This window comes from Candidatus Zixiibacteriota bacterium (assembly GCA_040752815.1).
In the GTDB taxonomy this organism is placed as follows: Bacteria; Zixibacteria; MSB-5A5; order GN15; family FEB-12; genus JAGGTI01.
Genome location: JBFMGC010000004.1, coordinates 43,312 through 67,686, shown reverse-complemented (window position 1 = coordinate 67,686; position 24,375 = coordinate 43,312). Strand labels below are relative to the sequence as shown.

General features: G+C 58.3%; 17 protein-coding genes. 15 read left to right on the top strand and 2 right to left on the bottom strand.

Annotation, left to right across the window (positions count from 1 at the left end):
• The first annotated feature begins 50 nt into the window (after positions 1–50).
• Both AB1772_02200 and AB1772_02195 read left to right on the top strand, forming a co-directional pair.
• Entirely contained in the window at positions 51–1,064 is a 1,014-nt protein-coding gene (locus AB1772_02200; GenBank protein ID MEW5795150.1) for a DUF6569 family protein, read from the top strand.
• Positions 1,065–1,264: 200 nt separating this feature from the next.
• Entirely contained in the window at positions 1,265–2,038 is a 774-nt protein-coding gene (locus AB1772_02195; protein ID MEW5795149.1) for a carbon-nitrogen hydrolase family protein, read from the top strand.
• Between the two features lie 134 nt (positions 2,039–2,172).
• Here the strand turns inward: AB1772_02195 and AB1772_02190 are convergent, their stop codons facing one another.
• Complete coding sequence (locus AB1772_02190) at positions 2,173–3,990, bottom strand: peptidylprolyl isomerase (protein ID MEW5795148.1); 1,818 nt, start codon at positions 3,988–3,990, stop codon at positions 2,173–2,175.
• A 199-nt stretch (positions 3,991–4,189) separates the two neighbouring features.
• Between AB1772_02190 and AB1772_02185 the strand changes: the two genes are divergently transcribed.
• The 13 genes from AB1772_02185 to AB1772_02125 all read left to right on the top strand — a co-directional run bounded on the left by AB1772_02185 (position 4,190) and on the right by AB1772_02125 (position 21,961).
• Positions 4,190–6,184 carry a M23 family metallopeptidase gene (locus tag AB1772_02185; protein MEW5795147.1) on the top strand — a complete coding sequence of 665 codons (1,995 nt, stop codon included), beginning with the start codon at positions 4,190–4,192 and terminating at the stop codon, positions 6,182–6,184.
• A 79-nt stretch (positions 6,185–6,263) separates the two neighbouring features.
• Positions 6,264–6,977, top strand: coding sequence for a rhomboid family intramembrane serine protease (locus AB1772_02180; protein MEW5795146.1), 714 nt, complete (start codon positions 6,264–6,266; stop codon positions 6,975–6,977).
• Between the two features lie 196 nt (positions 6,978–7,173).
• Positions 7,174–9,426, top strand: coding sequence for an NADP-dependent malic enzyme (locus AB1772_02175; GenBank protein ID MEW5795145.1), 2,253 nt, complete (start codon positions 7,174–7,176; stop codon positions 9,424–9,426).
• Between the two features lie 344 nt (positions 9,427–9,770).
• Positions 9,771–10,430, top strand: a complete 660-nt coding sequence (locus AB1772_02170) for a thioredoxin family protein (GenBank protein ID MEW5795144.1) — start codon at positions 9,771–9,773, stop codon at positions 10,428–10,430.
• Positions 10,431–10,434: 4 nt separating this feature from the next.
• Positions 10,435–11,346: a protein-disulfide reductase DsbD domain-containing protein gene (locus tag AB1772_02165; protein MEW5795143.1), complete on the top strand. Its 912-nt coding sequence runs from the start codon at positions 10,435–10,437 to the stop codon at positions 11,344–11,346.
• A 219-nt stretch (positions 11,347–11,565) separates the two neighbouring features.
• Positions 11,566–12,615, top strand: coding sequence for a phosphoribosylformylglycinamidine cyclo-ligase (gene purM, locus AB1772_02160; protein ID MEW5795142.1), 1,050 nt, complete (start codon positions 11,566–11,568; stop codon positions 12,613–12,615).
• Positions 12,616–12,661: 46 nt separating this feature from the next.
• On the top strand, positions 12,662–13,885 hold the full coding sequence (apgM, locus tag AB1772_02155) for a 2,3-bisphosphoglycerate-independent phosphoglycerate mutase (GenBank protein ID MEW5795141.1): 1,224 nt from the start codon (positions 12,662–12,664) through the stop codon (positions 13,883–13,885).
• Positions 13,886–14,097: 212 nt separating this feature from the next.
• Positions 14,098–15,657, top strand: a complete 1,560-nt coding sequence (gene lnt, locus AB1772_02150; GenBank protein ID MEW5795140.1) for an apolipoprotein N-acyltransferase — start codon at positions 14,098–14,100, stop codon at positions 15,655–15,657.
• A complete protein-coding gene (locus tag AB1772_02145; GenBank protein ID MEW5795139.1) occupies positions 15,618–17,834 on the top strand; it encodes a hypothetical protein in 2,217 nt (738 codons plus the stop codon). The genes lnt and AB1772_02145 overlap by 40 nt, the downstream gene beginning before the upstream one ends.
• Positions 17,835–17,839: 5 nt before the next feature.
• The gene (locus tag AB1772_02140) at positions 17,840–18,757 is read left to right on the top strand and encodes a GNAT family N-acetyltransferase (GenBank protein MEW5795138.1); all 918 of its coding nucleotides are present in this window, start codon (positions 17,840–17,842) and stop codon (positions 18,755–18,757) included.
• The gene (locus AB1772_02135; protein MEW5795137.1) at positions 18,736–19,830 is read left to right on the top strand and encodes a glycosyltransferase; all 1,095 of its coding nucleotides are present in this window, start codon (positions 18,736–18,738) and stop codon (positions 19,828–19,830) included. Before AB1772_02140 ends, AB1772_02135 begins: the two co-directional genes overlap by 22 nt.
• A complete protein-coding gene (locus AB1772_02130; GenBank protein MEW5795136.1) occupies positions 19,827–21,068 on the top strand; it encodes a hypothetical protein in 1,242 nt (413 codons plus the stop codon). Before AB1772_02135 ends, AB1772_02130 begins: the two co-directional genes overlap by 4 nt.
• Positions 21,065–21,961, top strand: a complete 897-nt coding sequence (locus AB1772_02125; GenBank protein MEW5795135.1) for a glycosyltransferase family 2 protein — start codon at positions 21,065–21,067, stop codon at positions 21,959–21,961. The genes AB1772_02130 and AB1772_02125 overlap by 4 nt, the downstream gene beginning before the upstream one ends.
• Here AB1772_02125 and AB1772_02120 read toward each other — a convergent pair.
• Positions 21,936–24,263 (bottom strand): C25 family cysteine peptidase, encoded by a 2,328-nt coding sequence (locus AB1772_02120; GenBank protein MEW5795134.1) that lies wholly within the window; start codon positions 24,261–24,263, stop codon positions 21,936–21,938. The genes AB1772_02125 and AB1772_02120 overlap by 26 nt on opposite strands.
• Positions 24,264–24,375: the final 112 nt, after the last annotated feature.

Sequence of the window (24,375 nt, the reverse complement as noted above, 5' to 3'; positions counted from 1 at the left end):
ATGCCCTCATCGCCAATGGGTTATTGACCTGCATAACAAGGAGGTGCGTCATGCAGTGGAAGAACGCAGTTGGTCTCGGTGCAGCGGCCGCGGTGCTGTCAATGACGGGTTCCTGCGAAACCGGTGTCGCGGCGAACCAACGGATCCTGTCGGGGCCGTATTCGTTTGAGAATCTCTCAGTTTATCTCGTCCACTCGGAAGATGCGACTAAGGTCGAGGACTTGCGGACATTGGATGAGGCTGTCGAAGAAGGCTGGCTGACCATCTTTGAGACCGGTGTAATCGACGAAATCGAAGTTGAGAATACGTCAGACTGGCCGGTGTACATTCCGTCAGGAAGTATTGTTACAGGCGGTCGACAGGACAGAATGCTTCCGCATGACATTATTGTCGCTGCGCACTCAGGAAAGATACCGCTGGCTTCATTCTGCATAGAGCGGGGTCGCTGGTCCGGGCGAGGACAAGAGAGTGAGAGTATCTTTATGGTTGCGCCCTTTCTGGTGGCCGATCGCGATATTCTCATGGCGGCCAGAATCGAAAAATCCCAACGCCGCGTATGGGAAGGTGTCGCTGCCAATATAGAAGAGTACGGCACACATATTCGAGGCGGTCGCGCGGACGAATGGTTGTGGGTGTCCAGCCTGCCCGAGGCTCTCGAAAACATGCAGATTCAGGACAGGGCGCGCCCATATGTCGAGGCCATCACATCTCAGGCTCGTTCCCGCACGGGCGCTATAGGCATGGTGGTAATCATCCAGGGCAAAATCAGCGGCGCCGACCTGTACCGCAGCGGGACGCTCTTCGAGAGGCTGTTTCCAAAGCTCCTCGATGCCGCCGCCACTGTAGCCCTGGCGAAAAGCGCAGACGAGGGCGCCCCGGAACATGTCACGGTGGAAGAAATTTCCGCCTGGATGGCGGGTGCCGAGACGGGCAATGCCAGTTCAGAAAGTGGGGGCGGGGTTGTGTTTCTCCGCAGGATTGAGAGCGAGAACGCAGTTTTCATCGAGTCACTGAGCGACACCTTAACTGACCATTGGATTCATAAGAGCTTTCTCGGCAAGTAGCTCGGAAACGGCAAAACCAAACCGCCCGTAGCAGTCGGTATGACCGGCCCGGGTCCACAACCGTTTCACCAGGGGCGCTCATTGTTTTCGTCGTACCCCGGCTTGACCTGGGTATCCCAAGTCAGTATACCTTTGCTTCCGGAACCGTATTGCCCTGATCCAGTATCAACTACTATGACCTGCATCCGAGGCCCCATTCCGTGCTGACCAAAATCGTCGCCGTGCAGGCGAGAATGGGCAAGCGGCTCAGCCTGCCCGACATGATCCACATATTCAAACAGCGGCCCGATTTTGTCTGCCTGCCCGAGTATTGGTTGATCGACGAATCGATCGGCGACTTCCACCGCGCCGCCCTGCAGCATCATGAGTACATGGAGTATCTGCGACGGCTTTCAGAAGAGCTGACGACCTGTCTGATCGGTGGAACCGTGGTCGAAAGTGAACAGGATCGCCTGTTCAACAGCTGCCCGGTTATGCGAAACGGAGTCCTGATGGCGAGCTACCGTAAACGGTACCCGGTGCCGGGCGAGCAGGCGAAGGGGATTCAGCCGGGTTCAGGTAACCTGGTGTTCGATGTGGACGGGGTCAGGATCGGGATAATGATTTGCGGTGACGTTCTCTATCCTGAAACGTACGGGGAAATGCGCCGCGCAAAGGTTGATGTCATATTTGTCCCGACCACATCGCCCTATCGACCGGATGACACTCCCGCCGCTAAGCAAGGGCGGGATTTGCGATACTTTGTCGACGGCGCCGCCTCTTCCGGTGCATACGTGGTTAAAGTATGCGGTGTGGGGGTGCTGTTCGGGAGACGATTGCAGGGGCGATCATCGGTTGCCGCGCCGTGGGGGATGCTCGCGTGCGTGGGCTACGATGACGAGTTCTCGGAGCGCATCCTCACCGTGACGCTTGATATCGACGAAATCCGCGAGTTCCGCCGCAAGGCGAGTGATCACGGGGTGTCGGTTAGATAGCTGGGGTCCCTCGCTGTCCCTCCCCGAATGGCCATCGGCTTGAAGACCGTGGTGGATGGGGACGTCCACCACGCACGACGATGCGCCGCCCGGCCCCTCCGAGGCGGGATGCTTGACAGCTCCGGCTACGCTTCCTACCGCCGGCGCTGGAAGTTGAGATAGTTCTCTATCTGCGCGTTTTCCACCACGCTGGTATACCAGGCTCCCCAGGCGCGCTGCTGCTTGGTCTGCTTCAATACGTTTAGAACCGAATCCCGTTTTTCGCTGAAGGTCGTGAGGTCGGGTGACTCGCGATTGAGCAGCTCCATAATCACCGTGCCGGTCGAGTAATCAACCGGTTTTGACACCGCTCCGACATTCTTGAGGCTGAACGCCGTCCCGATCGCGGTTGGATCGCCGCCCAGTTTCGGGACGGAGGCGTCGCGCGAAATCGGCTCCAGCTTTTCGTAGGTGAAGCCATAGCGAATAGCGGCGTTTTCCAGGGTGGCGCCGCGGCCGATCTCGTCGTAGATCACCTGGGCTGTGTCGCGGCAGACCTCGGCCAGTTTGGCGTTACGGAAGTCTCGCTTGACCCTGGCCTCGACGTCTTTTAGTTCGGCCACTCCGGCCGGAATCTTGTCGGCTACCCGCATCACACAGTAGTAATTGGTAAGGTCAAGCACCTCCGAGATGTCGCCCACCTGAGCTTTGAAAGCCCATTCTATGTCTTTCGGCCCGGCCCCCACCCAACTGACGCTGCCAGTCTTTTCCAGGGGCGGCGTAGTTGTGTGTACCTCGAGGCCCTCCGCTTGCGCGGCCTCGGCGAACCCGGTCTCGGCTGCCTGGGTCTTAATTAAATCGAGTTGCTGCCAGGCGGCGTCCAGAGTCTGTGTTGAAGCCTCAGTCTTGACGAGAATATGCGCCACGTGGGCCTCGCGCTGACCGTTTTCTTCTCGATAACCCATGTGCTTGAGAACGTGCCAGCCGAAATCGGTCTTGATGGGCAACGAAATCTCCCCTTCGCGCATGGCGAATGCGGCGCTGTCGAACTGCTTGACCATCCGCCCCGGCGCAAACCAGCCCAAATCGCCGCCGTTAGAGCCCGAACCGGGATCATCGGAATATATTCGTGCGAACTCGGCAAAATCGGAACCGGCGGTCACGGAATCGTAAATCTCTTGAGCTCGCACTTTGGCGGCTTCCTCGTCGAACTGGCCCGGCGCCTTGCTGGCCCGGACTATTTCCAGGACCACCCGCTCGCCTAATTTGTAGTCCTCGCGATTCTTTTCGTAGTATTCCTGCATTTCTTCAGGTGTCGGATCCTTTATCAAGCCGTAGAACCGTGTCATGGGAATATTGACAACTCCCAGCGTGATCTTCTCAAAATGATCCAGGAACGCCTGCCGTGCTTCCTCATCGCTGACCACGGCCGCCTCCATGACCTGTTGCTGGACCTTGAATCGCTTGAGGTCCTCTCGGTATGCTTGCTCGACACTGGCCCAGAAGGCGGCCTGACTGGGGTCGGCCATCAGGGCCTCATACTTCTGATAATCGAATACGCCGTTGGTCTGAAGTTCGGGTGACTGCTGCAGGAACTGCGGCGGGTTAAATCTGAGAAACTGGTAGAGATCCTCGCCGGTCACCACCACTCCCATCTTCTGACCTTCCTGCTTTATGAGCCGGTCGGCGACCAGCTCATCCCAGGCCTGCTGCTCCAGTTCACGCTCCCGTGTTTCCGGGATTTCGTAATCGGCTCCCCGGGTATTCCGCTCGTTCTGATACAGGTTATTGAGCACTTGGGAGTAAGTCTGCCACGAGATCTCCTCGCCGTTGATGATCCCGGCCACGTTCCTTTCCAAACCTGTGCCGCGCCCGCTGAAATTCATGCCCCATTCCAGCACGATCATGGCAACAAAGAAAACTAACACGGTGATGATGATCGGCAGGATCATCTTGCGAAGCATTTCAAACATCTGACCGAACTCCTCTCAGTACCATTGTACCCGATTCCTGCGACCGCCGCTGTTTGGAGGGCACAAACTTCATAATATACCCAAATGCGCGCCATTGGCAAGGCGCAGCCAGCTCGATTGCGGCAAAAAAAACTGTTCTCTCGGCTCGCTTGTTGGTACCATCCATGAACCTTTTGAGCAAGCAGCCGTGGCCGCACCTATGACCAGAGTATCGACCAATGCCGTCGCCTTGTTAGCCGTGCTACTCATTTTGGGGACAACAGCTTACGGCCAGAACCCAGTATGGCCGCTCAAGGGGGAGATCGATCTGTCCTCCGGCTACGGAGACCTCCGCGCCGGCCGGTTCCATGTTGGTCTGGACCTCCGCACGGGCGGCCGGATCGGCGCCAAAGTGTATGCACCGGTGGACGGGTACATCTGGCGGATCAAGATGTCCTATCGCGGGTACGGCAAGGGTTTGTATCTAAAAGGGGACGACAAGCACATCTACGTCTTCGGGCATCTGTCCGGATTTCCAGACGCCATCACCAAAGCGGTTACCGACGAGCAGTTTCAGCTCGAACGCTACTATGTCGAGCTTACCTTCCCACCGGATTCCATTCGGGTCAAGAAAGGAGACCTAATCGCCTTCTCCGGACAGACCGGCGTGGGGGCACCACATCTCCACTTTGAAAAACGCACCGCGGATAATCTGCCGCTGAACCCGTTATTGCATGGGTTCGACCTCGACGATCGCGTACCGCCAACCTTGGAGCGTCTGGGGATTCAGTTGCTCGATAACCACTCCCTTTTCGCGCAGGGTCGCCGCAAGTTGTTCCTGCCGGTCAAGAAGATTTCCGCCGGCAAGTACCGGGCGGAACGTACGCTCGCCCTGGATGCTCCTTTCGGATTTCTGGTCGACGGTTTCGATCAGATGCGCCCCGGCGGTATGCGCCAGGCTATTCACAAACTGACGATGTACATCGATAGTGTCCCTTATTACGAATCGGTTTTCGACACGCTGCCGTTCGAGGTCGGTTCGGCGGTATCGCTCCTGTTTGATCCGGCAGAGGCAGCCAACGGTGAGAGGCGGGTGCGGCGGATGTTTCGCCCGGTGGCTCAGGACGCGATCTGGCCCGAGGCGCGCGCCTGCTACGGCGGTCGTTCGCCCGGGACCTGCGCCTATGGAGTCGACTCGCCGCCGCGCGTGGGCCGTCACGAGGTGCTAATAGTCGGCGAGGATGCGGCGGGGAACCGCTCAGAGCTGACGTTTCATTTCAATTATGTCGAACCGGGTTCGACTGAGTCGGCGGCAGCAAGATCGTCATACGAATTCCAGAACGACACCACACCCACATTGGAAGGGTATGAATTGGCGGATGACGGTCTTATAATGCAGATCAGGGCGAGTGACCGAAAGCACTACCTTTTCTTCCGGGCGAAGTCGCCGCATGAGACGCTTCTGGACCCGCATGATCTGGAATCATACCGGCTTCAGGATGAGATCAAAAATAAAGGTATTGATCTGGCGGTGGTCGGCTGGGACGGGGACCGGCAGTTACGATCCGGCGATGACCAGTTCACACTGACGGTACCCAAAGGAGCTCTATTTCGGCCGCAGTTTCTCGCCGTGAAAGCAACTGATCCTCTGCGCGGAACCCAACCGATTCCTGTCTCGCAGGTATACCGGGTCGAACCCCAGTCACTCCCCATGAAGGGACAGTTCAAAGTCGCCATAAAGCTGGACCCGTCCACGCCCGGCATTCGTCAGGCGGGCCTTGGCTGGTCGGCTGAGAAGGGAGATGCCTGGACCTGGATTGACAACGGCGAGCTGGGCGACAGTGTCGCCGAGGGGACCTCCTCGGGCGGCGGCCTGTTTACGGTCGTGCTCGATGCCGCGGCGCCGACTATCACCGGTCTGAATTTGAAAAACGGTCACAAGTACACCAATCGGCGTCCCGAGGTGACATTCAAACTGAGCGACAACCTCTCCGGGTTCGAGGATGACCGGGCTATCGACGTGCGCATTGACGGCCAGTGGCTGCTTCCGGAACTCGATGTCGAAACCGGTCGCTGCGTGGCGAAACTGAAAGGTCCGCTTGACATCGGAAAACATCAGTTGAGTATTGTGGTCCTGGACCGTGCCGGCAATCGTGCGGAACGAACACTCGAATTCGAGATAGTGAAGCAGAGTAAGAGTAAGAGTACGAAATAGAGGTCGCGTGTTTATATATCAGCCAATGGAAACTCAACTCGCCCTGCTGTGGGTCTTCCGAGCGTAGGAAAACAGATCGGTGTTCATACCCATCCGTGATGACCAGCCAACCTTGCGCCCCCCGCACTTTACGATTGCGTTGATCCTCATCAATTCCGCAGTCTTTCTGTATACCAAGACGCTTGGGTACGAGGGTTTCCAAAACGTGCTGGTTTATTTCGGCTATATTCCTGATCTCGTACTCGAGTCCGACCAATACCTCGATGTTCCTCATTGGCTGTATGCCACGCCGTTTACGTCGATGTTCCTCCACGGCGGCTGGATGCACCTGATCGGCAACATGCTCTTCCTCTGGATCTACGGCAATAACATCGAAGACTACTTCGGCTCGATACGGTTCATCCTGTTCTATCTCATCTCCGGTATTGCGGCCATTGCACTCTACACGCTGTTTAATCCCAATTCGCAGGTGCCGCTGGTGGGGGCGTCCGGCGCGATCGCCGGTGTCATGGGCGCGTACTATGTTCTTCATCCGCAGGCGCGCATTACTATCCTCATTGTCTTCTTCTTCATCATGCTGAGGGAATTCCCGGCCAAAGTGGTGTTGGGGTTCTGGTTCGTCTACCAGATACTCATGTCAACTCTCGACCTCGGTTCCGGCGGGGGAGTGGCCTGGCTGGCCCACGTGGGGGGATTCGTATTCGGCTATCTGCTCCTGCGGCTGCTGCTGGCGGTAAGGGGTAGACGCCGGATCGGCTCTGATCAACCCCGTATCTACCGGATGCAATGGTAGGATGGCTTTGAATTCCTCCCAACGTCACCAGATCCTAAGCCGATAGAGGCGTGTCGGTTATGCTGAGTTCACTGGTGCATCGTAAGCCGCCTTTGTCCCCGCCCGAAACCGCTTGACCTGTCCCCGACAGGTCCTTTATTGCGTCGTTTTAGGACGTGAAAAACCGGCAAGGCCCGGCGACAGGAGATAGAACTATATGATTACCAGACAACAGGCTCTGGATTACCACTCGCAAGGCAAACGGGGCAAGATCGAAGTCCGCCCCACTAAACCGTGCAGTACGCAGGTCGACTTATCGCTCGCCTATACCCCCGGGGTTGCCGAGCCCTGCAAAATGATTCATCAGAACCCGGCCGACGTTTACAAGTACACCGCCAAGGGGAATCTGGTTGCGGTGGTCTCCAACGGCACCGCGGTGCTTGGACTGGGCAATATCGGCGCCGCCGCCGGTAAGCCGGTCATGGAAGGCAAAGGCGTTCTTTTCAAGAGGTTTGCCGATATCGACGTGTTCGATATTGAACTCGCCACCGAGGATCCCGATGAGGTCATCAAGGCGTGTCAACTGCTGGAGCCGACTTTCGGCGGTATCAATCTCGAGGACATCAAGGGACCGGAGTGTTTCTATATCGAAGAGACCCTCAAGGCGACAATGAAAATTCCGGTCTTCCACGATGACCAGCACGGCACGGCGATTATTTCCGCGGCCGCGCTGCTCAATGCATTGGAATTGGTCAACAAAGATATCAGCAAAGTCCGGGTGGTTTACTCAGGAGCCGGCGCCGCCGGTATCGCCTGCGCCAAGCTCTACATTTCGCTCGGGGTCAAGCCTGATAACATACTTATGGTCGATTCCAAGGGCGTGATGTATGAGGGACGCGATGAGAAGTGGAACAAGTACAAAGCGCAGTTCGTCCGCAAAACCAATTGCCGGACCATTGCCGATGCCCTTGTTGACGCCGATGTGTTCGTGGGCGTTTCCGTGAAGGATCTGGTCACGCAGGACATGGTCAAGAAGATGGCCAAGGATCCAATCCTGTTCGCTATGGCTAATCCCGACCCGGAGATCACTTATCCCGACGTAGTAGCGGTCCGCAAGGACGCAATCATGGCGACCGGTCGCTCGGATTATCCCAACCAGGTCAACAACGTGCTCGGCTTCCCGTTTATTTTCCGCGGTGCGCTCGATGTCCATGCCACTGCGATCAATGAGGAGATGAAAATCGCCGCCGTCCACGCCCTGGCGCGGCTCGCCAAGGAAGACGTTCCTGAAAATGTCGCCAAGGCGTACGGGGTCGAATACTTCCGATTCGGCCGGGAGTATATCATCCCGAAACCGTTCGACAGCCGCGTGCTGGTGTGGGAGGCCTCGGCAGTCGCGAAAGCGGCCATGGACAGCGGTGTCGCCCAGGCGCCGATCGATATCGACGAGTACAAAAAACAGCTCGAAGGTCGAATCGGCCAGGGCCGCATCTTCATGAACGTGGTTTTCGACAAGGCCAAGAAGTCTCCCAAGCGCGTGGTCTTCCCGGAAGGCGATTCCAGTCGCATCATCCGGGCGGCCAAGATTGTCGAGCAGGAAGGTATCGCCAAACCGATCGTTCTTGGTAAGTTGGACGATATTAGGAAACTGGCGGTGAAATACGAAATCGACCTCACCGGTATCACTATTATCGATCCTATTTCGTCGCCCAAGCTTGAGAGCTATGCCGAAGCCTACTACAAGCGGCGCTGCCGCAAAGGGGTGACTCTCGAAAAAGCCCGAGACCAGATGCTGAGCCGCACCTATTTCGGCATCATGATGCTGGCCCAGGGCGACTGTGACGCGGTCCTGTCGGGGGTGACATCGGATTACCCCCACACGATCCGACCGGCATTGCAGATGATCGATCTCAGTCCCGGCGTGACCCGCGTTTCGGGCCTGTATGCACTGGTGAAAGATTCCAAACTGTACCTGTTTGCCGATACGACGGTCAACATCAACCCGACCGCCGAGGAACTGGCCGAGATCGCGATCGGCGCCGCCAAGGTCGCGCGCGGGTTTAACATGAAACCGCGCATCGCCATGCTCTCGTTCTCCAACTTTGGTTCGGCTCCGCTGCCGGAATCGAACAAAGTGGCGCTGGCCACCCGGCTGGTACGGGAGAAGGCGCCCGAGCTGATGGTCGACGGCGAGATGCAGCTCGATACCGCGCTTATGCCCGACTATTTGAAGCGGCACTTCCCCTTCTCACGACTGACCGAGGAGGCCAACGTGCTGATCTTCCCGGACCTGAACTCAGGCAACATCGCCTACAAGCTGGCGCTGAACTTGGGCGGACTCAAGGGCATCGGTCCTATTCTGATGGGCCTGTCCCGACCGGTCCACGTGCTGCATCGTACGCTCGATGTCGGCGAGATTGTCGACATGGCGGCGATCGCGGTCATGGATGCCCAGAAGCACCAGGTGTGAGCAGGTTTGGAGAATAGTCGTTGCGCGGCGTAAGGTGCCCGGCAGATGCCCTCATCTGCCGCGTACTGATGAGTAAGTCGTAAGGAGAATCCTCCCCCGCTTCGGGGGAGTGATTCTGCCGATTGGATCGGTGCGTGGTGGACGCTTGCTGTCGACCTGATCGGGGGTCCTCGTCCGCAACGGATCGGGTGTCGAACGTCTTCGACCGCCCACGAATCCCCCTGGAACTCCCGCCCGGGCTCGCACGTTTAGGGCCTGTTACCTGGACCTCATTCGCGGGCTTCATGGGTCCTCGTTAGACCGCCTGCGTACGAGCCGTGACCTTTCACACCAAAGGAGTCTCTATGTCATCAGTTGCAAAGTACGCCGGCGCTTTGGCGGCGCTGACACTTGTCGCCATCTCGTCCGGCCATGCCGATAACGATGCAAAAGCCAATACCGAGCCGGCTACAACCGTATCGCCAGTCGCCGAAATCGGCAAGCCCGCGCCGGTATTCAGTCTGCCGGATACCGACGGCAAGACCCACACTCTGAAGCAGTATCTCGACGCCGGCAAGACGGTCGTTCTCTACTGGTTCAATGCCAACTGTCCGGTTGTCATCCGCCACTTTGAAGTCAACCATACGTTCGGCAACCTGTACGCCGCCTACGACAAACGTAATGTTGCATTCATTGCCATCAACTCGACCAACCCCGACCATCCGCAGTTCGGCGGCGATGTCGAGCGCAAGTCCAAGTGGTCGATCCAGCATCCCATCCTGCTTGACCCTACCGGCGCCGTCGGCAAGATGTACGGCGCCAAGACCACGCCGCATGTCTACATTATCACTCCGGATGGCGTTCTCCGCTACGCTGGTGCTGTGGACGATGACCCGCAGAATCAGAAAGATGCCAAGGGCAAGGTCAGTTACGTTAGCCAGGCGCTCGACGACATTTTCGCGGGCAAGCCGGTGACAGTAGCCGAAACCAAACCGTACGGCTGCGGTGTCAAGTACGCCCAGTAGGTTGATGCCGAAACGCATCCGGTTTTTGACGTTATCGCTCGGCCTGGCGGCGTGTGCGTTGCTCGTCTCTGCGGGTTGCGGCGACGAAACGGCTCGCCACCCGGTCTGGGCCGAGTTGGTTGCGTCTACCGATACGGCGCGAATGGGTGAACCGTTCGAGGTTGGTGTCCTGCTCAAAATCGATCCCGAGTGGCACGTGTATTGGAAGTATTCCGGCGACGCCGGTCTGCCGACCGACATACGCTGGACGGTCCCCGATGGCTGGTCAGTAGGCGAACTCCAATGGCCGATACCGACCCGCTTTGTTGAAAACGGTCCTCTGACCACCTACGGATATGTCGATTCGGTGCTGTTGACCGCCGAGGTCAGACCACCCGATAACATCGAACCCGGCGCGGCGGTCCGGCTGGGTGCGCAAGTAAACTGGATGGTCTGCCACGACGAATGCATCCCCGGCAAGGCGACGCTCACGCTCGATCTGCCGATGGCAGGCGTTCACTCATTGTCAGTTCAAACAAGCACACACGCGTTGCGATTTCGTGCGTTGCAGGAACTACTGCCGGTCGCTTCCGATCGTGCCGGATGGTCGGCGCAAGCCGAATTATCGCCCGATTCCACCAACGACAAAGCGATGATTGTCACTCTGTATCTGTCCAGTCCCGAGGTCGCTGCAAAAGATGTGCTGGATTGGTTCCCGTCGCCGTCGCCGAGTCTGCTTGTCAAGCGAGTGAATCGACGAGTGGAAGACGGCGTGTTCGCCGTTTCGTTTTCGCTGCAGTCGATGTTCGGTTCGGCCGGGACGGGAGAGATGTTTGAGTCGCTGCTGGTTTACCGCGACAAGAGTGGCCGTGAGCGCGGGGTGCGTGTGGTGACGCCGCTGGGTGTGGAATCAGTTCCGCAGGCGGCCATCCCGTAATCCTAATGACACACATACATCCAAACTTACCCTGAGCCAGTCGGAGGGTGACACTCAACCGTTTAGCCGACCGTAGTATCCTGCCGCGCAACGGCGGAGTGATTCTGCCATTTAGTCCTTATCACTGGCGGGATTGAAGCGGTCCTGTCCTACAGGAGTCAGCATCCCCATCAGACCAAAAGGTTGACTTCCTACCCACGCTCCAATACCTTCCCGCCCATGGATAAGCCCCCTCGCAGGAAAGGTATCACCTACGCCGAGGCCGGGGTCGATATCAAGGCCGGTGACCAGGCGGTGGAGCGAATCAAGGCGCTGGCGCGCAAGACCTTCAACAGCCAGGTGCTGAGCGAAATCGGCTCATTCGGGGGCTTCTTTCGGCCGGATTTCAAAGGGCTCAAAAGCCCGGTGCTGATTGCGTCGGCCGACGGTGTCGGCACCAAGCTCAAACTCGCCTTCATGACCGGAAAGCATGACACGGTCGGCGAGGATCTGGTCAACCACTGTGTGAATGACATCCTGGTCCACGGCGCCCGGCCGCTGTTTTTTCTCGACTATATCGCTACCGGCAAGTTGAGACCGGACGTAATCGCGGACATTGTCGCTGGCTTCAGTCATGGATGTCAGAAAGTCGGGATGGCGCTTTTGGGCGGTGAGACCGCCGAAATGCCGGATTTCTACGCCCCCGGCGAATACGATCTGGCCGGGTTTATCGTGGGGGCGGTCGATGAGCATCACATCGTCAACGGTTCATCGATTCGGGTGGGTGACATATGTATCGGGCTGGCGTCGAACGGCCTTCATACCAACGGGTATTCCCTGGCGCGAAAAGTAGTTTTTGACATCGCCGGGCTCGAGCCGGGCGACCTGCTTCCCGACAGTAATATGACCATCGAGCATGCCCTCATGCAGGTGCACCGCTGCTATGCCCCCGTGATTCACCCGCTGCTGAAAGACCACCAGATCAAAGGGATGGCGCATATCACCGGCGGCGGAATACCGGGCAATTTGAACCGGATCCTGCCGGACCGGCTGTCGGCGAGAATCCGGCGACATGTCATGCCGATCCCGCCGATATTCGATTTCCTGCAGAAGGAAGGAGAAATCGACGACGAAGAGATGTATCGGGCGTTTAACATGGGGGTGGGGTATATCATTGTGGTGGCTCCCGAGGCGGTCGGCCCGGTGATCGATAGGCTGGCCGAGCAGGGCGAACGGGGGTACGAGATCGGCGAGATTATTAAAGGCGATCATAAGGTCGTCCTGGTCTGAGCGCCATCATGCGCTAACCGATTCACAGGCTTGAAAGGGAAAGCTAATGCTCAAGAAGGTTGTCATCGTGATTTGCGACGGGCTGGGCGACCGTCCGGTGCCGGAGCTGGGCGGACTGACACCGCTCGAGGCTGCCCGGACGCCTAATCTCGACCGTCTCGCGACCGAGAGCGAGTGCGGCATGATGCATACGCTCGGGCGCGGGCACACCCCCGGCAGCGACACCGCTCACCTGACTATTTTCGGCTATGACATCGCCAAATACTATTCCGGCCGCGGACCAATAGAAGTCGCCGGACTTGGTATGAAACTCAAGGGGGGCGATGTCGCCCTGCGCGGCAATATGGGGACCGTTGTGAACGGCATGATTACCGATCGTCGAGCCGGACGAATCCGTGTGGTGGCCCCGCTGTGTGAGGCTCTCGACGGCATGAAAATTGACGATGTGACGTTTATCGTTAGGCCGGGGACAGCCCACCGTGCTGGGGTGATCATGAGAGGAGCGGGACTGTCTGACGCTATCATCGACGCCGATCCGCATAAGGCAGACCTTCCGCTTCGTGACGTAACGCCCACCGTCAACACTCCCGAAGCGAAGAAGACCGCGGACGTTCTCAACCGATTTCTCGCCAAATCATACGACGTACTCAGCGAGCACTCCCTGAACAAAGAGCGGGTCTCCCGTGGGGAATTGCCTGCTAATTACCTGTTGGTGCGCGGAGCGGGGCAGTACAAAGAGGCGCCCGGCTTCCAACAGAAGTACGGCCTCAAGGCCTGCTGTATAGCCGGCGGCGGCTTGTACAAAGGCGTGGGAGCCTATCTCGGTATGGACATTCTCGATGTCCCCGGCGCGACCGCGCTACCCGACACGAATATCGAAAACAAGTTCAAGCTGGCAGTGGACAGTCTGCGGATTTACGATTTCGCGTTCGTGCACGTGAAAGCGGCCGATTCGCTGGGCGAGGATGGCAACTATAACGGTAAGCGTGACTTTATCGAGAAGATCGACCGCGCCGTGCCGATATTGTCCGGTCTCGGCGAGGATACGCTGTTGGTGTGGACCGCCGATCACAGCACGCCGTGTGAGATGAAAGCCCACTCGGCGGACCCGGTGCCGATCATGTTTCATGGCCGGGGCGTGCGGGTGGACAGCGTGAAGGCGTTTTCGGAAAGGGCCTGTACCGGCGGCGGACTTGGGTTTATGACCGGGCTCGACATCATGCCGCAGGTGCAGAATCTGCTCGGCACGCTGCACCTGGTGGGCGCGTGATTGGTCGTTGTTTCGACCGACGTGGTGGACGGGGACGTGCACCACGCACCAAGAGTGCCCGGCAGATGCCCGATATTGGGCCGTTTATGCTACCGTGCCCGGCAGATGTCCACATCTGCCGGCTTGTACGGCAAGCACCGCGCGCCAGGGATGTCTACTATACCAGACTTTGAGGTTCCATTCTGGCTGGATTTCTTAAACGACTCGGTGATTTGATCCTCCCCCGGGACGTGGAGGTCAGAAAGCGACGCCTGGAATTGACGATCTGGGCGTTTCTTCTGTCCCTGGCGTTTTATCCCGACTGGCCCGGCTTTCTCGCGTGGTTCTCGCTCGTGCGGCCGATCATGATCATATCGCGCATGCCGGGACGAGCCGCCTTCAGCTCGGCCTATCTGTTTGCGTTCTGTTTTAATGCCTTCTCGCTTTACTGGGTCGCGCAGGTATCGCCGCCGGGAGTATTCTCGGCCGTGGCAATTGTCTCGCTTTACTTTGCCGCGATCTTCAGCATCTTCAACAAGCTGTACCGGTTCAAACCGATCTACGGAATTGTCGCCCTGCCCTTTCTCTGGGTCGGGCTAGAATACTTTCGCACACTCTCCGAGTTTGCTTTCCCGTGGTCTGATCTCGGTTACACCCAGAGCTACTACCTGTACATTCTGCAGGTAGTGTCTCTGATCGGCGTCCACGGCCTGTCGTTTCTCATTCTGGTGGTCAATATCCTGCTGTGGCAGATACTGAGGCGCGAGGTAGATATCGCCCGCCGGGTCACTGCCGGCTGGGTTTCGCTGGGGATTGTCGTGCTGTTGATCGCCTGCGGCTGGGCGGTCACTCCGCCGATTCAGATACCGGGCAAGTACCCGGTCGCGATCCTGCAGGGCTCGGTGCCGGTCAATGTGAAGTGGGCCGAGGATAACGAGGAATACAGCTTCAAGCTGTATGATTCGCTGGCCCGCTCGCTGGGTGAAAGAGTCAATCTCGTGGTGTGGCCGGAAACCGCCGCCCCCAGCTACGTGTCGCACGACGAGGCCCGTCGCTCCCAACTTGCGAATCTCGCTGCTGATATGTCAACCTGTCACCTGGTCGGAGCCCTGGGGGCCATGCGCCTGGGCGAGAACTGGCGTCACTTCAACTCCGCTTACTTCTTTGATTCGACCGGCAGACAGGGCGGACGATACGACAAGGTCAAGCTGGTGCCGTTTACCGAACAGTCGCCGTACCAGGACCAACTCCCGTTTCTGCGAAAGGAATTCATCACCCGGTATCTGTCCTTCATCGAGACTTACGATGTTCCCTTCTGGTCGGATTTCTATCCGGGCGACTCGGCGATGTTGTTCGAAGCGTCCGGCTCACTGTTCGGCCCGCTGATCTGCTACGAGGTCACGTTCCCGGAGTATGTTCGGAAGCTGATTCTTGACGGCGCCGATTTCATAGTGGAGATCACCAACGATACCTGGTTCGGCCACTCGGTCGGCATCCACATGCACTCCCGGGTGTTTGTCACTCGCGCGGTAGAGAACCGCTGCTGGGGTGTGCGCGCCGCCAACAGCGGTCTCAGTTACGTGGTCGATGCCCACGGCCGCATACGCGAGCAACTGCCGCTCGACGCAGTGTCCCCACTGACGGCGAAGATCAGCCTCCTGGACGGGTTTTCGTTGTTCACTCGCACGGGTGACGTCGCCGGCAAGTTGTCGTTCTTGATCACGCTCGTTCTGGCCGTTATATTGCCCCTGGCATGGGTTCTGAAAAAGGTGAGAGCATCACGCGCAACCTAGCAATCGCGGCAGTTGTCGTACTCGGGATCTCGAGTGCGGTTGCGCGCGCGTACGAGTGGCGAAGCCTGACATCGTTTTCCGATGCCCGCCGCATGGCCGTGATTGACGACACCCTCTATGTGGTTACTTCGGGCGGTTTGCTCGCCATAACCGATGCCGCTCGACCCGGTCGCCAGTACACCAACCTGAGCGATCTCGGCACAGTTGATATCGGCGACATCATTCAGGACGCTGGTGGCTCCACCTGGGTCGCTGGGAAAGGCCGGCTGGTCAGGTGGGACGGGGCCGCCACTATGATGTATCCCGTAGTCGACAACGAGGGCGATCCGTTCCGCCTGGTGCGGGTGGTCGACGACGGCGACGCCCTGTGGGTCGGGTGTGATGTCGGCCTGATCCTCTTTTCCAAAGTTATCGGCGGCGGCCAAATACAAGATGCCTTCCAATTATTCGACGATCTCAACCCCGCGCCGCTGGTGCTTGATATCGCAGTCTCCGGCGACAGCATCTATCTGGCTACCTCGGCTGGTCTGGCGACCGCTAAACGCACCAACCATCTGGCATTGAAATCGCCGGCTAATTGGATTGGTTATCGATACACCGATTATCCCGAGCTGGGTGGGGATACAATTCGCTGTGTCGCTGTGTTCGAGGGTCGTGTCTATGTCGGTACTGATTTCGGCCTGTTTTGGTGGAATGATGCCTTGAATTCGTTCACGCAGATGCCGTTCTCCGTGGGGCGCCCGGTTTACCAGTTGACGGTCCGAAATGACTCGCTATTTACCTTCGCGCGCTTTGTGGTCGGTGTTGTAAAAAGCGGCGCCGTGTCCAGTATCGCCACGCCAGGCATGTCCGGCGGAGCCCGCTGCGGGGCGGTCTTTCAGGGTACGCGGTGGTTCGGGCGAGTTGACGGTGGGCTTTACTACCAGGTCGGCACGGACTATGCCGCATACCCGTACACGGGTCTGCCTGATAATGATGTAGTCGACGTGACCCGTTCGCCTGATAACCGCCTGATGTTTCTCTTTCGCGTCGACGGGCCGTACGAGCAGCAGGGGGACCAATGGGTGCACTGGCCGGTCAACGTCCGTAGCCGGGGACTGGCCATGCAGGCCGACCGTAACGGGAATTTCTACGTGGCGACGTTCGGCGCCGGGATGTCACGGATTGGCGATACCGTAGCGCAGTTCACGGCGTTGAATTCCACTCTGCAGGAGGCCGGCAGCGTTGGATCGAATTATGTCGTGTGCTTTGACCTCAAGATCACTGACAACTATTTCTTCGGTGTCAATTTCGAGCCGCGCGACGACACCCGCCTGGCTATCGCCGCCCTGGACGAAATGGACAGCATCAGCGGGTGGACCACGCTGGGGGTCAGTGACGGTCTCAATGGCGGCCAAATGGTCTCGGTCGATGAGTATAATCACGCCATCGCGGTCGGTTCCGGTCTGGCCGGGGTCTTTTACTATTATTACGGGGCCGACCCGTTCAACAAGGCCGATGACACTCTGAACCACTATTACGAGGCGCATCCGAACTTCCGGTATCGCATCAACTCCGACGTTGTGCGGGTGGTGCGTTTCTCGCCGAAGGGGGAGCTTTGGGTGGGCGCCAGTCTCGGTATATCGCGATTCGATCTCAGCATCGAGAGTTTTGTCGAGGTCACGCTGCCCGCCGGGTTCGGGCCGGACATCACGGCGCTTGAGTTCGACAGCCGCGGCAACGCTTGGATCGGAGCCAAGAACGGGCTGGGGCGAGTTGATTATCTGAACGGCGAAATCACGGTCTACACCGAGCGCAACAGCGGTCTGCTGGCGGATTTTGTCAACAATCTGACCTTTGACAACACTACAGGGAATTTGTACGTGGCAACTTCTTCCGGAGTCTCGGTGGTCTTGTCAACAATAGGTCCGCCGACCGATAAAGTAGCCGAAGCCTACGCTTTTCCCAATCCCTATGTGATAACCTCGGCCGAGGACCTGCTCAATTTCAATTTCTCGGGCAACGCGCGCCTTCGGATTTTCACTGTTGCCGGCGAACTTGTGGCGGAGACGGCCGAGCCGGTGTGGGACGGCCGCAACGATTCAGGCGAACCCGTGGCCTCGGGGGTATACTTGTTCGTGCTCACCGACGAACTAGGCAACGTAGGCCGCGGAAAATTCCTGCTGGTGCGCAAGTGACACACGTGCGCAGACTTCTGACCGAAGAGCTGCCGTCCCACGCGGCGGTCTGGCTGCAACGCCGGACGCTTCTTGGTTCGCCGACGTTTGTGTCACTTTGGGAGACTATGGGTGGTCTCGCCGTGTACTGGGCCTGGTTCGAGCGTGAGAAGCTGATAGCCGTTCTACCGAGCGTGCAGTTTGGGACGGGCCGCCTGGCCAGGCTGCAGGCGATGCCCGACGGGCTTTATACCAGGGCGCACTTTCTTGAGGGAGCAGCCGACAAGGCGGCGATTGTCGGACAATTCGCTGCCTCGATTGCATCGCAGACGTTTAGCAAAGTATACATCCATGACTATTACGGTCAGTTAGGCACAGTCGCCGGCTATGAGCGGATAGAGTGTGAGACCAACCAAGTGGATATTGGATCGGGCAACTGGCTGCCGCCGGACAAGAAGCTCCAGTCTGAAATCCGCAAGGCTCTCCGCGAAGAAGTACCTGTGCGGGATTTCAGCCTGAACCGACATCTCGATCCGTTCCTCGACCTCATGTCCCGTACCGAAAAACGACATGGCCGGGTACCCCGGTACTCGGGCGAGTTCTACCGGGCGTTGGGGCGTCTCGCGATGACCGACATGCGCATTCGCTGGCTCGTGTGCGAGCAGGGCGACGAACTGGCGGCGTCACATATCTACTTTGTCGAGGGCGACATGCTGCTCAACTGGCAGGTGTACTTCGACAAGCGTTTCTCGTCACTGAAGCCGAACCAGCTGATTACGTATTCGCTCGCACGCGAGCTCGCCCTGCGCGGAGTCAGGATACTCAATCTTGGTGCGACACCCGTTGACGCCGAAAGTCTGACCGCCTATAAGATGAAATGGGGTGGAGATGTCTATCGGTATCCCTGCTGGCGGCGATACTCATGGCTGGGCCGCCTGCTATGACCGAGCGGCCATTGCGGGTATTGGTGCTCGCGGACAGCCGAGCCTTCCACACCGAACGATATGCCGCCGAACTGGAGCGCCAGGGCTGCGAAGTGCTGACGGCATCGCTCGAGTCCGGCGCCATGCCGCATCATGCCCTGCGTCGGCGCGGGCCGATCAAGGCGCTACACTATGCTCTGGGAGCGTCGGAGGTACGCGCATTGTTCAGGCGTTCTCGGCCGGATATTGTCAATCCGCACTTCGCCTCCGGCTACGGATTCCTGGCGGCGCTGGCCGACCGGCGGAGTTCGTTGCCGATCGTGCTGCAACTGTGGGGCTCCGACATTTTGATCGGGCCGCACAAGTCGGTATTTCACCGCCACAAGACCAAACTGGCGCTCGAATCGGCCGACTGCGTGTTGGCCGATTCGGACTTCATTCTGGAAGAGGCGAGCAAGATCGGCAAACTGCGTGATTCGAGAACGATTGCCTGGGGGATTGAACGGAATTACTTGGTATATCGACGTGCTAATATGAGCTTGTCGCGCCCGCTGAGGATACTGGCGCCGCGCCCGCATGAAGAGGTGTACAACAACATGTTCATCATTCGTGCATTGGCCGATCTGTGCAATTCCGGCGAAGTGACCTTGACTTTTCCTAACTTCGGGGGACTCCTGATGAGGTTTAAGGATGAGGCAGCGCATCGGGTCAGCCGGGGAGTGGCTTTTTACGAGAAGCTGCCGCGGCCGGAGTATCTCGAGTTCGTCGCGGGGCACGACGTATACCTTTCGGCTGCGATTTCTGATTCATCGCCGGCGTCTCTGCTCGAAGCCATGGGGCTGGGACTGATCCCTGTGATCGGCGATATCCCCGGCGTGCGCGAATGGGTGACGAAAGACTCCGGCTTTCTCTTTGACCTCTCGGACGTACAGAGTTTGTCGTCGGTGATTTCCCGTATTCTGACAGCGGACCAGGATTTTGAGAAAATGCGTCTCCGAAATGCCGAGATGATCGAACAAAGAGGTATCTTCGAGAACAACATCGCCGAGACGATTAACGTCTTCCGCGAAGTTATAGCGAGGCGCTCCGCATGAATCGGCGCGTGCTTCTGGTCTGCTACTATTTTCCGCCGCTCGGTCTGGGTGGAGTGGGGCGGCCACTGAACCTCTTCAAGTGCCTGCCGGCGCATGGTTGGAACTGTGATATCCTCACGGTGAAGCCGGTGCTCTATCGCGCCTATGAACCGGAGCTGCTTGACGGGCTCGATTTGTCTCGCATCCGTCGTTCATGTTCATGCGATCCCCAGCGGCTGCTTTATCTGCTGGGAAAACGGCAGGTGCGGGCGTCGACAATCAGCCGGTCCCGCCCGGTCAGCGAGCGGTTCTTCCCCGATTCGAAAGTCGGCTGGGCACGGCCCGCTGTTCGGCTCGGCCACAAACTCTGCCGCGCGAATCAGTATCACGCGATCATAAGCACGTCGCCGCCGGTTTCGTCGCATTTGATCGGGATGGAGCTTGCGCAAGGCGCTGATGTTCCGTGGATCGCCGATTTCAGAGATTTCTGGACGATCTACAAGGCGGACGAGGTCTTCCGCGATACTCGTCGCCGCCGCAGAGCCGAGCGGCTACTGGCCAGTATCAAACAACGGGCTGCCGCCTTAACCGCAGTGAATCCGTCAATAATCGAGTACCTCGGAGCGGGGGAGACGATTCCGAACGGATTTGATCTCTCGCACGCCGAGCACTGGATATCGCCGCCGTCGGGAGAGCAGTTCACTATTGGACTGATGGGACACCAGCACGATACGCGCGAGGTAGAACCGCTGCTGAAACTGCTTTCGCTCGCCGGGGCGCAGCTCCCCGACCCACCTCGCCGAATTCGCCTGCTTCAGGTGGGACAGATCGATCCGGCCTGGTTCCGCGGCTTGGTCGACAAATACGGCCTGGATATCGCGCTCGACCTGCGCGGACGCCTCAGCCGCGAGGAGACTATTCGCACCCTGGCCAAGGCTCACGTTTTATTTCTCGGCATCTCTGATGCCGATGGCCCCGGTTTCTTGCCGGGGAGAACCTTCGAGTTGATAGCGTCCGGTCGACCGCTGTTTATATATGCGCGACCCGATAGCGAGGTCGCCCGGGTGACTGCGCCTGTCGAGAATGTATGTCGCTTTCATAACGACTCGTTTGACACCGCTGCCGATATGTTGGTCGCAGAAGTGCGAAATGTCGTTAACGGTAACTACTGTTATAATCCCCTGTCATCCTATGCCATGCAATTTTCCGCTGACATGCTGGCGGAACGATTTGCACAGTTGTTGAATCGCCTGATATGACCGACCAGACACCAGAAATCTCTGCTATTGTCATCGTCTTTAACGGCCGTGCTTTTCTGCCCGACCTGATGCGCACGCTCACCGACAACCTTGCCTTTACATCGTATGAGTTACTTCTCGTTGACAATGGATCTAGTGACGGCTCGGTAGAGTTCATCAGGGAGAACTATCCGGGCGCACAGCTTGTGGAAAACAGCGCCAATCTGGGCTTCGCCCGCGCGGCAAATATCGGCCTGAACCGGGCGAGAGGTGCGTTCCTGTACATCCTGAATCAGGATCTTCGCTTCCCCCCGGGAGCCACCAGGGCCCTTCTTGAACGGCTGACGAGCGAACCCGCGCTCGGCATGATCGGGCCGGGGTATGTCTACTTTGACGGCCGCCCGCACAAATCGGCTCGCGCGCTACCAACGTATCGCCACGTCATCTACCGGGCTCTCCTGCTGGATCGGCTCTTTCCGCATCACCGGGAGTTCTCGCACTGGCGTATGGGCTGGTTCGACCACAAGGGCGAAATGTATGTCGACCAGCCGATGGGCGCCGTGATGCTGCTGCCGAGGACGGTGGTCGAGGAGGTAGGTTACCTGGACGAGTCGTTTCCCATTCTCTTTAACGATGTCGACTATTGCCATCGCCTGAAACTGGCGGGGTACCGGCTGCTTTATTATCCGAAGGCGACAGTCGAACATCATGTGGGCGCGTCGACCAGCCTGCGCCCCTACCGCATGAAGATCATCTCGCACACGTCGATGTACCGTTATCTCAGGAAGTACGCCAGGTGGTACGAATTCCCGCTTCTATGGCTGTGCGGGCTTTTGCTTATGGTCGGCCTCGGGATTTCGCTGGCGGTCGGCTTTGCGCGACGTCAGCTCACCGGACGAGGATCATCTTCCTGACCGCGGTGGCTGCTCCCGCCTGCAGACGATAGAAGTAGACACCGCTGGCGACCGGCCGCCCATCTGCTTCGGTTCCATCCCAGACGACAGTATGCCGGCCTGTTTCGAAGTTGCCCTCGGCGAGTGTCTTTACTACTTGGCCGAGCACGTTGTAGACGGTCAGGTGTACCGGGTCGGCACTGGGCAACTCGAACTCGATCATTGTGCTCGGGTTGAACGGGTTTGGATAGTTCTGATGAAGTGCAAATCGGGAGGGCAACCAACCGCCAGGGTCATCATGGACTCCGGTCACTAGCGACGGAATGAAGTCCTCCTGGGTGACACAGGCGCCGCTGACCAGTGCCGTCAGCCGATAGACGCTGGTGCTTTGCATCGGATAATCGACGACGGTGCGCCCTGCCGCGTCAGTGACATATTCCGCCAACTCTTCGCCCTCTTCGGTGAGTACCAGGCGACAGCCTACGGCGGGCGAACCGGTTTCTACCGCCACACCGAGCCCGGCCGGCTCGTCGGTGAAGCTGATGGTGGGTTTCTCCGGTCGCCGCGTATAAATCTTCAGGGCGGGATCGCCGAAGAAGTTCAGGCCGTAAACCAGGTCGCGATAATAGTACATGTTCGCTTTCGATGCGTACAGCGCTTCGACTGCGGTCCGTTCCGGGTGGGCAAAGAGCGAATCGAAAAACGCCGCCTGCAGAAGGTAGCTTGACCCAATCCACCCCCAGCGCGAATAGGCGACTACACCAACCGCGCCACCGCGGTCGACAATCAGCTCCTCGGCAACGCACGGAGCCGCCTGATTCAGCGGCGGCTGGTCCAGATCGAAACCACCGTTGTTGCAGGCAAGGGAATAATAGAAAGTGGGCCTTTCATTAGCCGAGAACATCGAAAGCGCTGCATGTCCGGAACCGCCGCTGTCGGCAAGCACGTAAGTCTTCGGCCATTCGTTGTAACCGGACGATTTGAGCACAAAGCCATCGCTCCGCCCATGCGCGATTACGTTGATTATCCCCATCCCGCTGCGGATGATCGGCGCCAGTTCGTTTGGGGCGAGGTTGGTGGGATTGGCGTCATCACCGGTGACCAACTCCACCGCTGAAGCGGTATCGATGACAAACCGGTCCGGAAAGGCGCTCGCGATTTCACCGTGTTGACCGCGGTCGCCGAAGTCGCGCATCTGATCCGACGAGAAAAACAGCGCCCGCTCGAGGTACTCGCGGTCGCCCGCGCCGGGATCGGTTTCGTATTGAATCAACTTCGCGATATAATTAGCAGCATCAACAGAACTGCTGACGGGCAGCCGGCCCACCAGAAGCTCCGGCACCAGGTCGGGAGAGTCGCCGTACTTCTCGCCCCAGACACCGTCGCCGTCGGCGTCCCATTCGCCGTTGACGTCGGCAAAGTAGAGATCGCAAACCTGGAGTTGATCGAGCGGTACCGGAGAGTACGCGGTCCCATGATACGCATGGCGCACCGGCAGAACCGTTTCGTCTCCGGCCAGAAGCACATACCGTCCGCCGGTCGAATGGAAATCTATCAACCGATTGCGCAGCTGCTCCGCGGCATCCCGCCCGAAATACCGCGAGCGGATGTTCTCAATCGTCTCGAGCGCCGCCCGGTATCCGGTTTCAATGCGGTAACCGATTAGCGGCTGCATGGCATCGGCGAGCGCAGAGGAGGTGACGATCAGATAGTCCGACTCTCCGGACATAGCGCTCGATAGGCCCTGGCTTCGAACGTCCTGCATAATCGTCCGGCGCGACACCATACTGTCTGGGGCTATGATTCGAGCGCCTATAGCGATATCGATCGCCCGATGAAACCATAGCCTCCCACTTGCATCCACCGTAACCGGGAATAACAGGACCTCGGCATAGAGACCGTCGGCACTCATTACGGTACCGAGCACCTCCATCGGTCGCGTTCCGATACCGTCGGCAGCATTGTGTGCGATTTCCATGGCGGTGTACTCATTCTCGGATGATGTGGTGTAGTCAAGACGATGATGATTCGCCAGTGAGATTCCCAGATCGACCGAATCGTCTCTGTCCATTCGTATTGAGGCGAACTCCTCGTGCGTGGCGAGAGGGATAAGACAGGAATGCGCGGGAAGAATCAATCCCGAGCCAACTGAAATCGTTTCATCCAGCGGATAACTTACCACAGTGACGTCCCCCTGTGAAACGGTCACCCGGTTCACATCGAATTCCACGGAGCTGGCCGACACAGCAGCAGGCATGATTGCGCTAAGTGAGGCAGCAAGAACGCTGACTACTGTGTATGTCAAGCGGCCGAGTGGTTTCATACTGAATCCCCATTGGATATGCGCAATCCAGGTGCGACGGCGGTTTGGTTGACCCTCTATGTTCCTGAATTGCGCTAACGCATTGGTATGCAGGTCGTTACTGGGGCTGGTT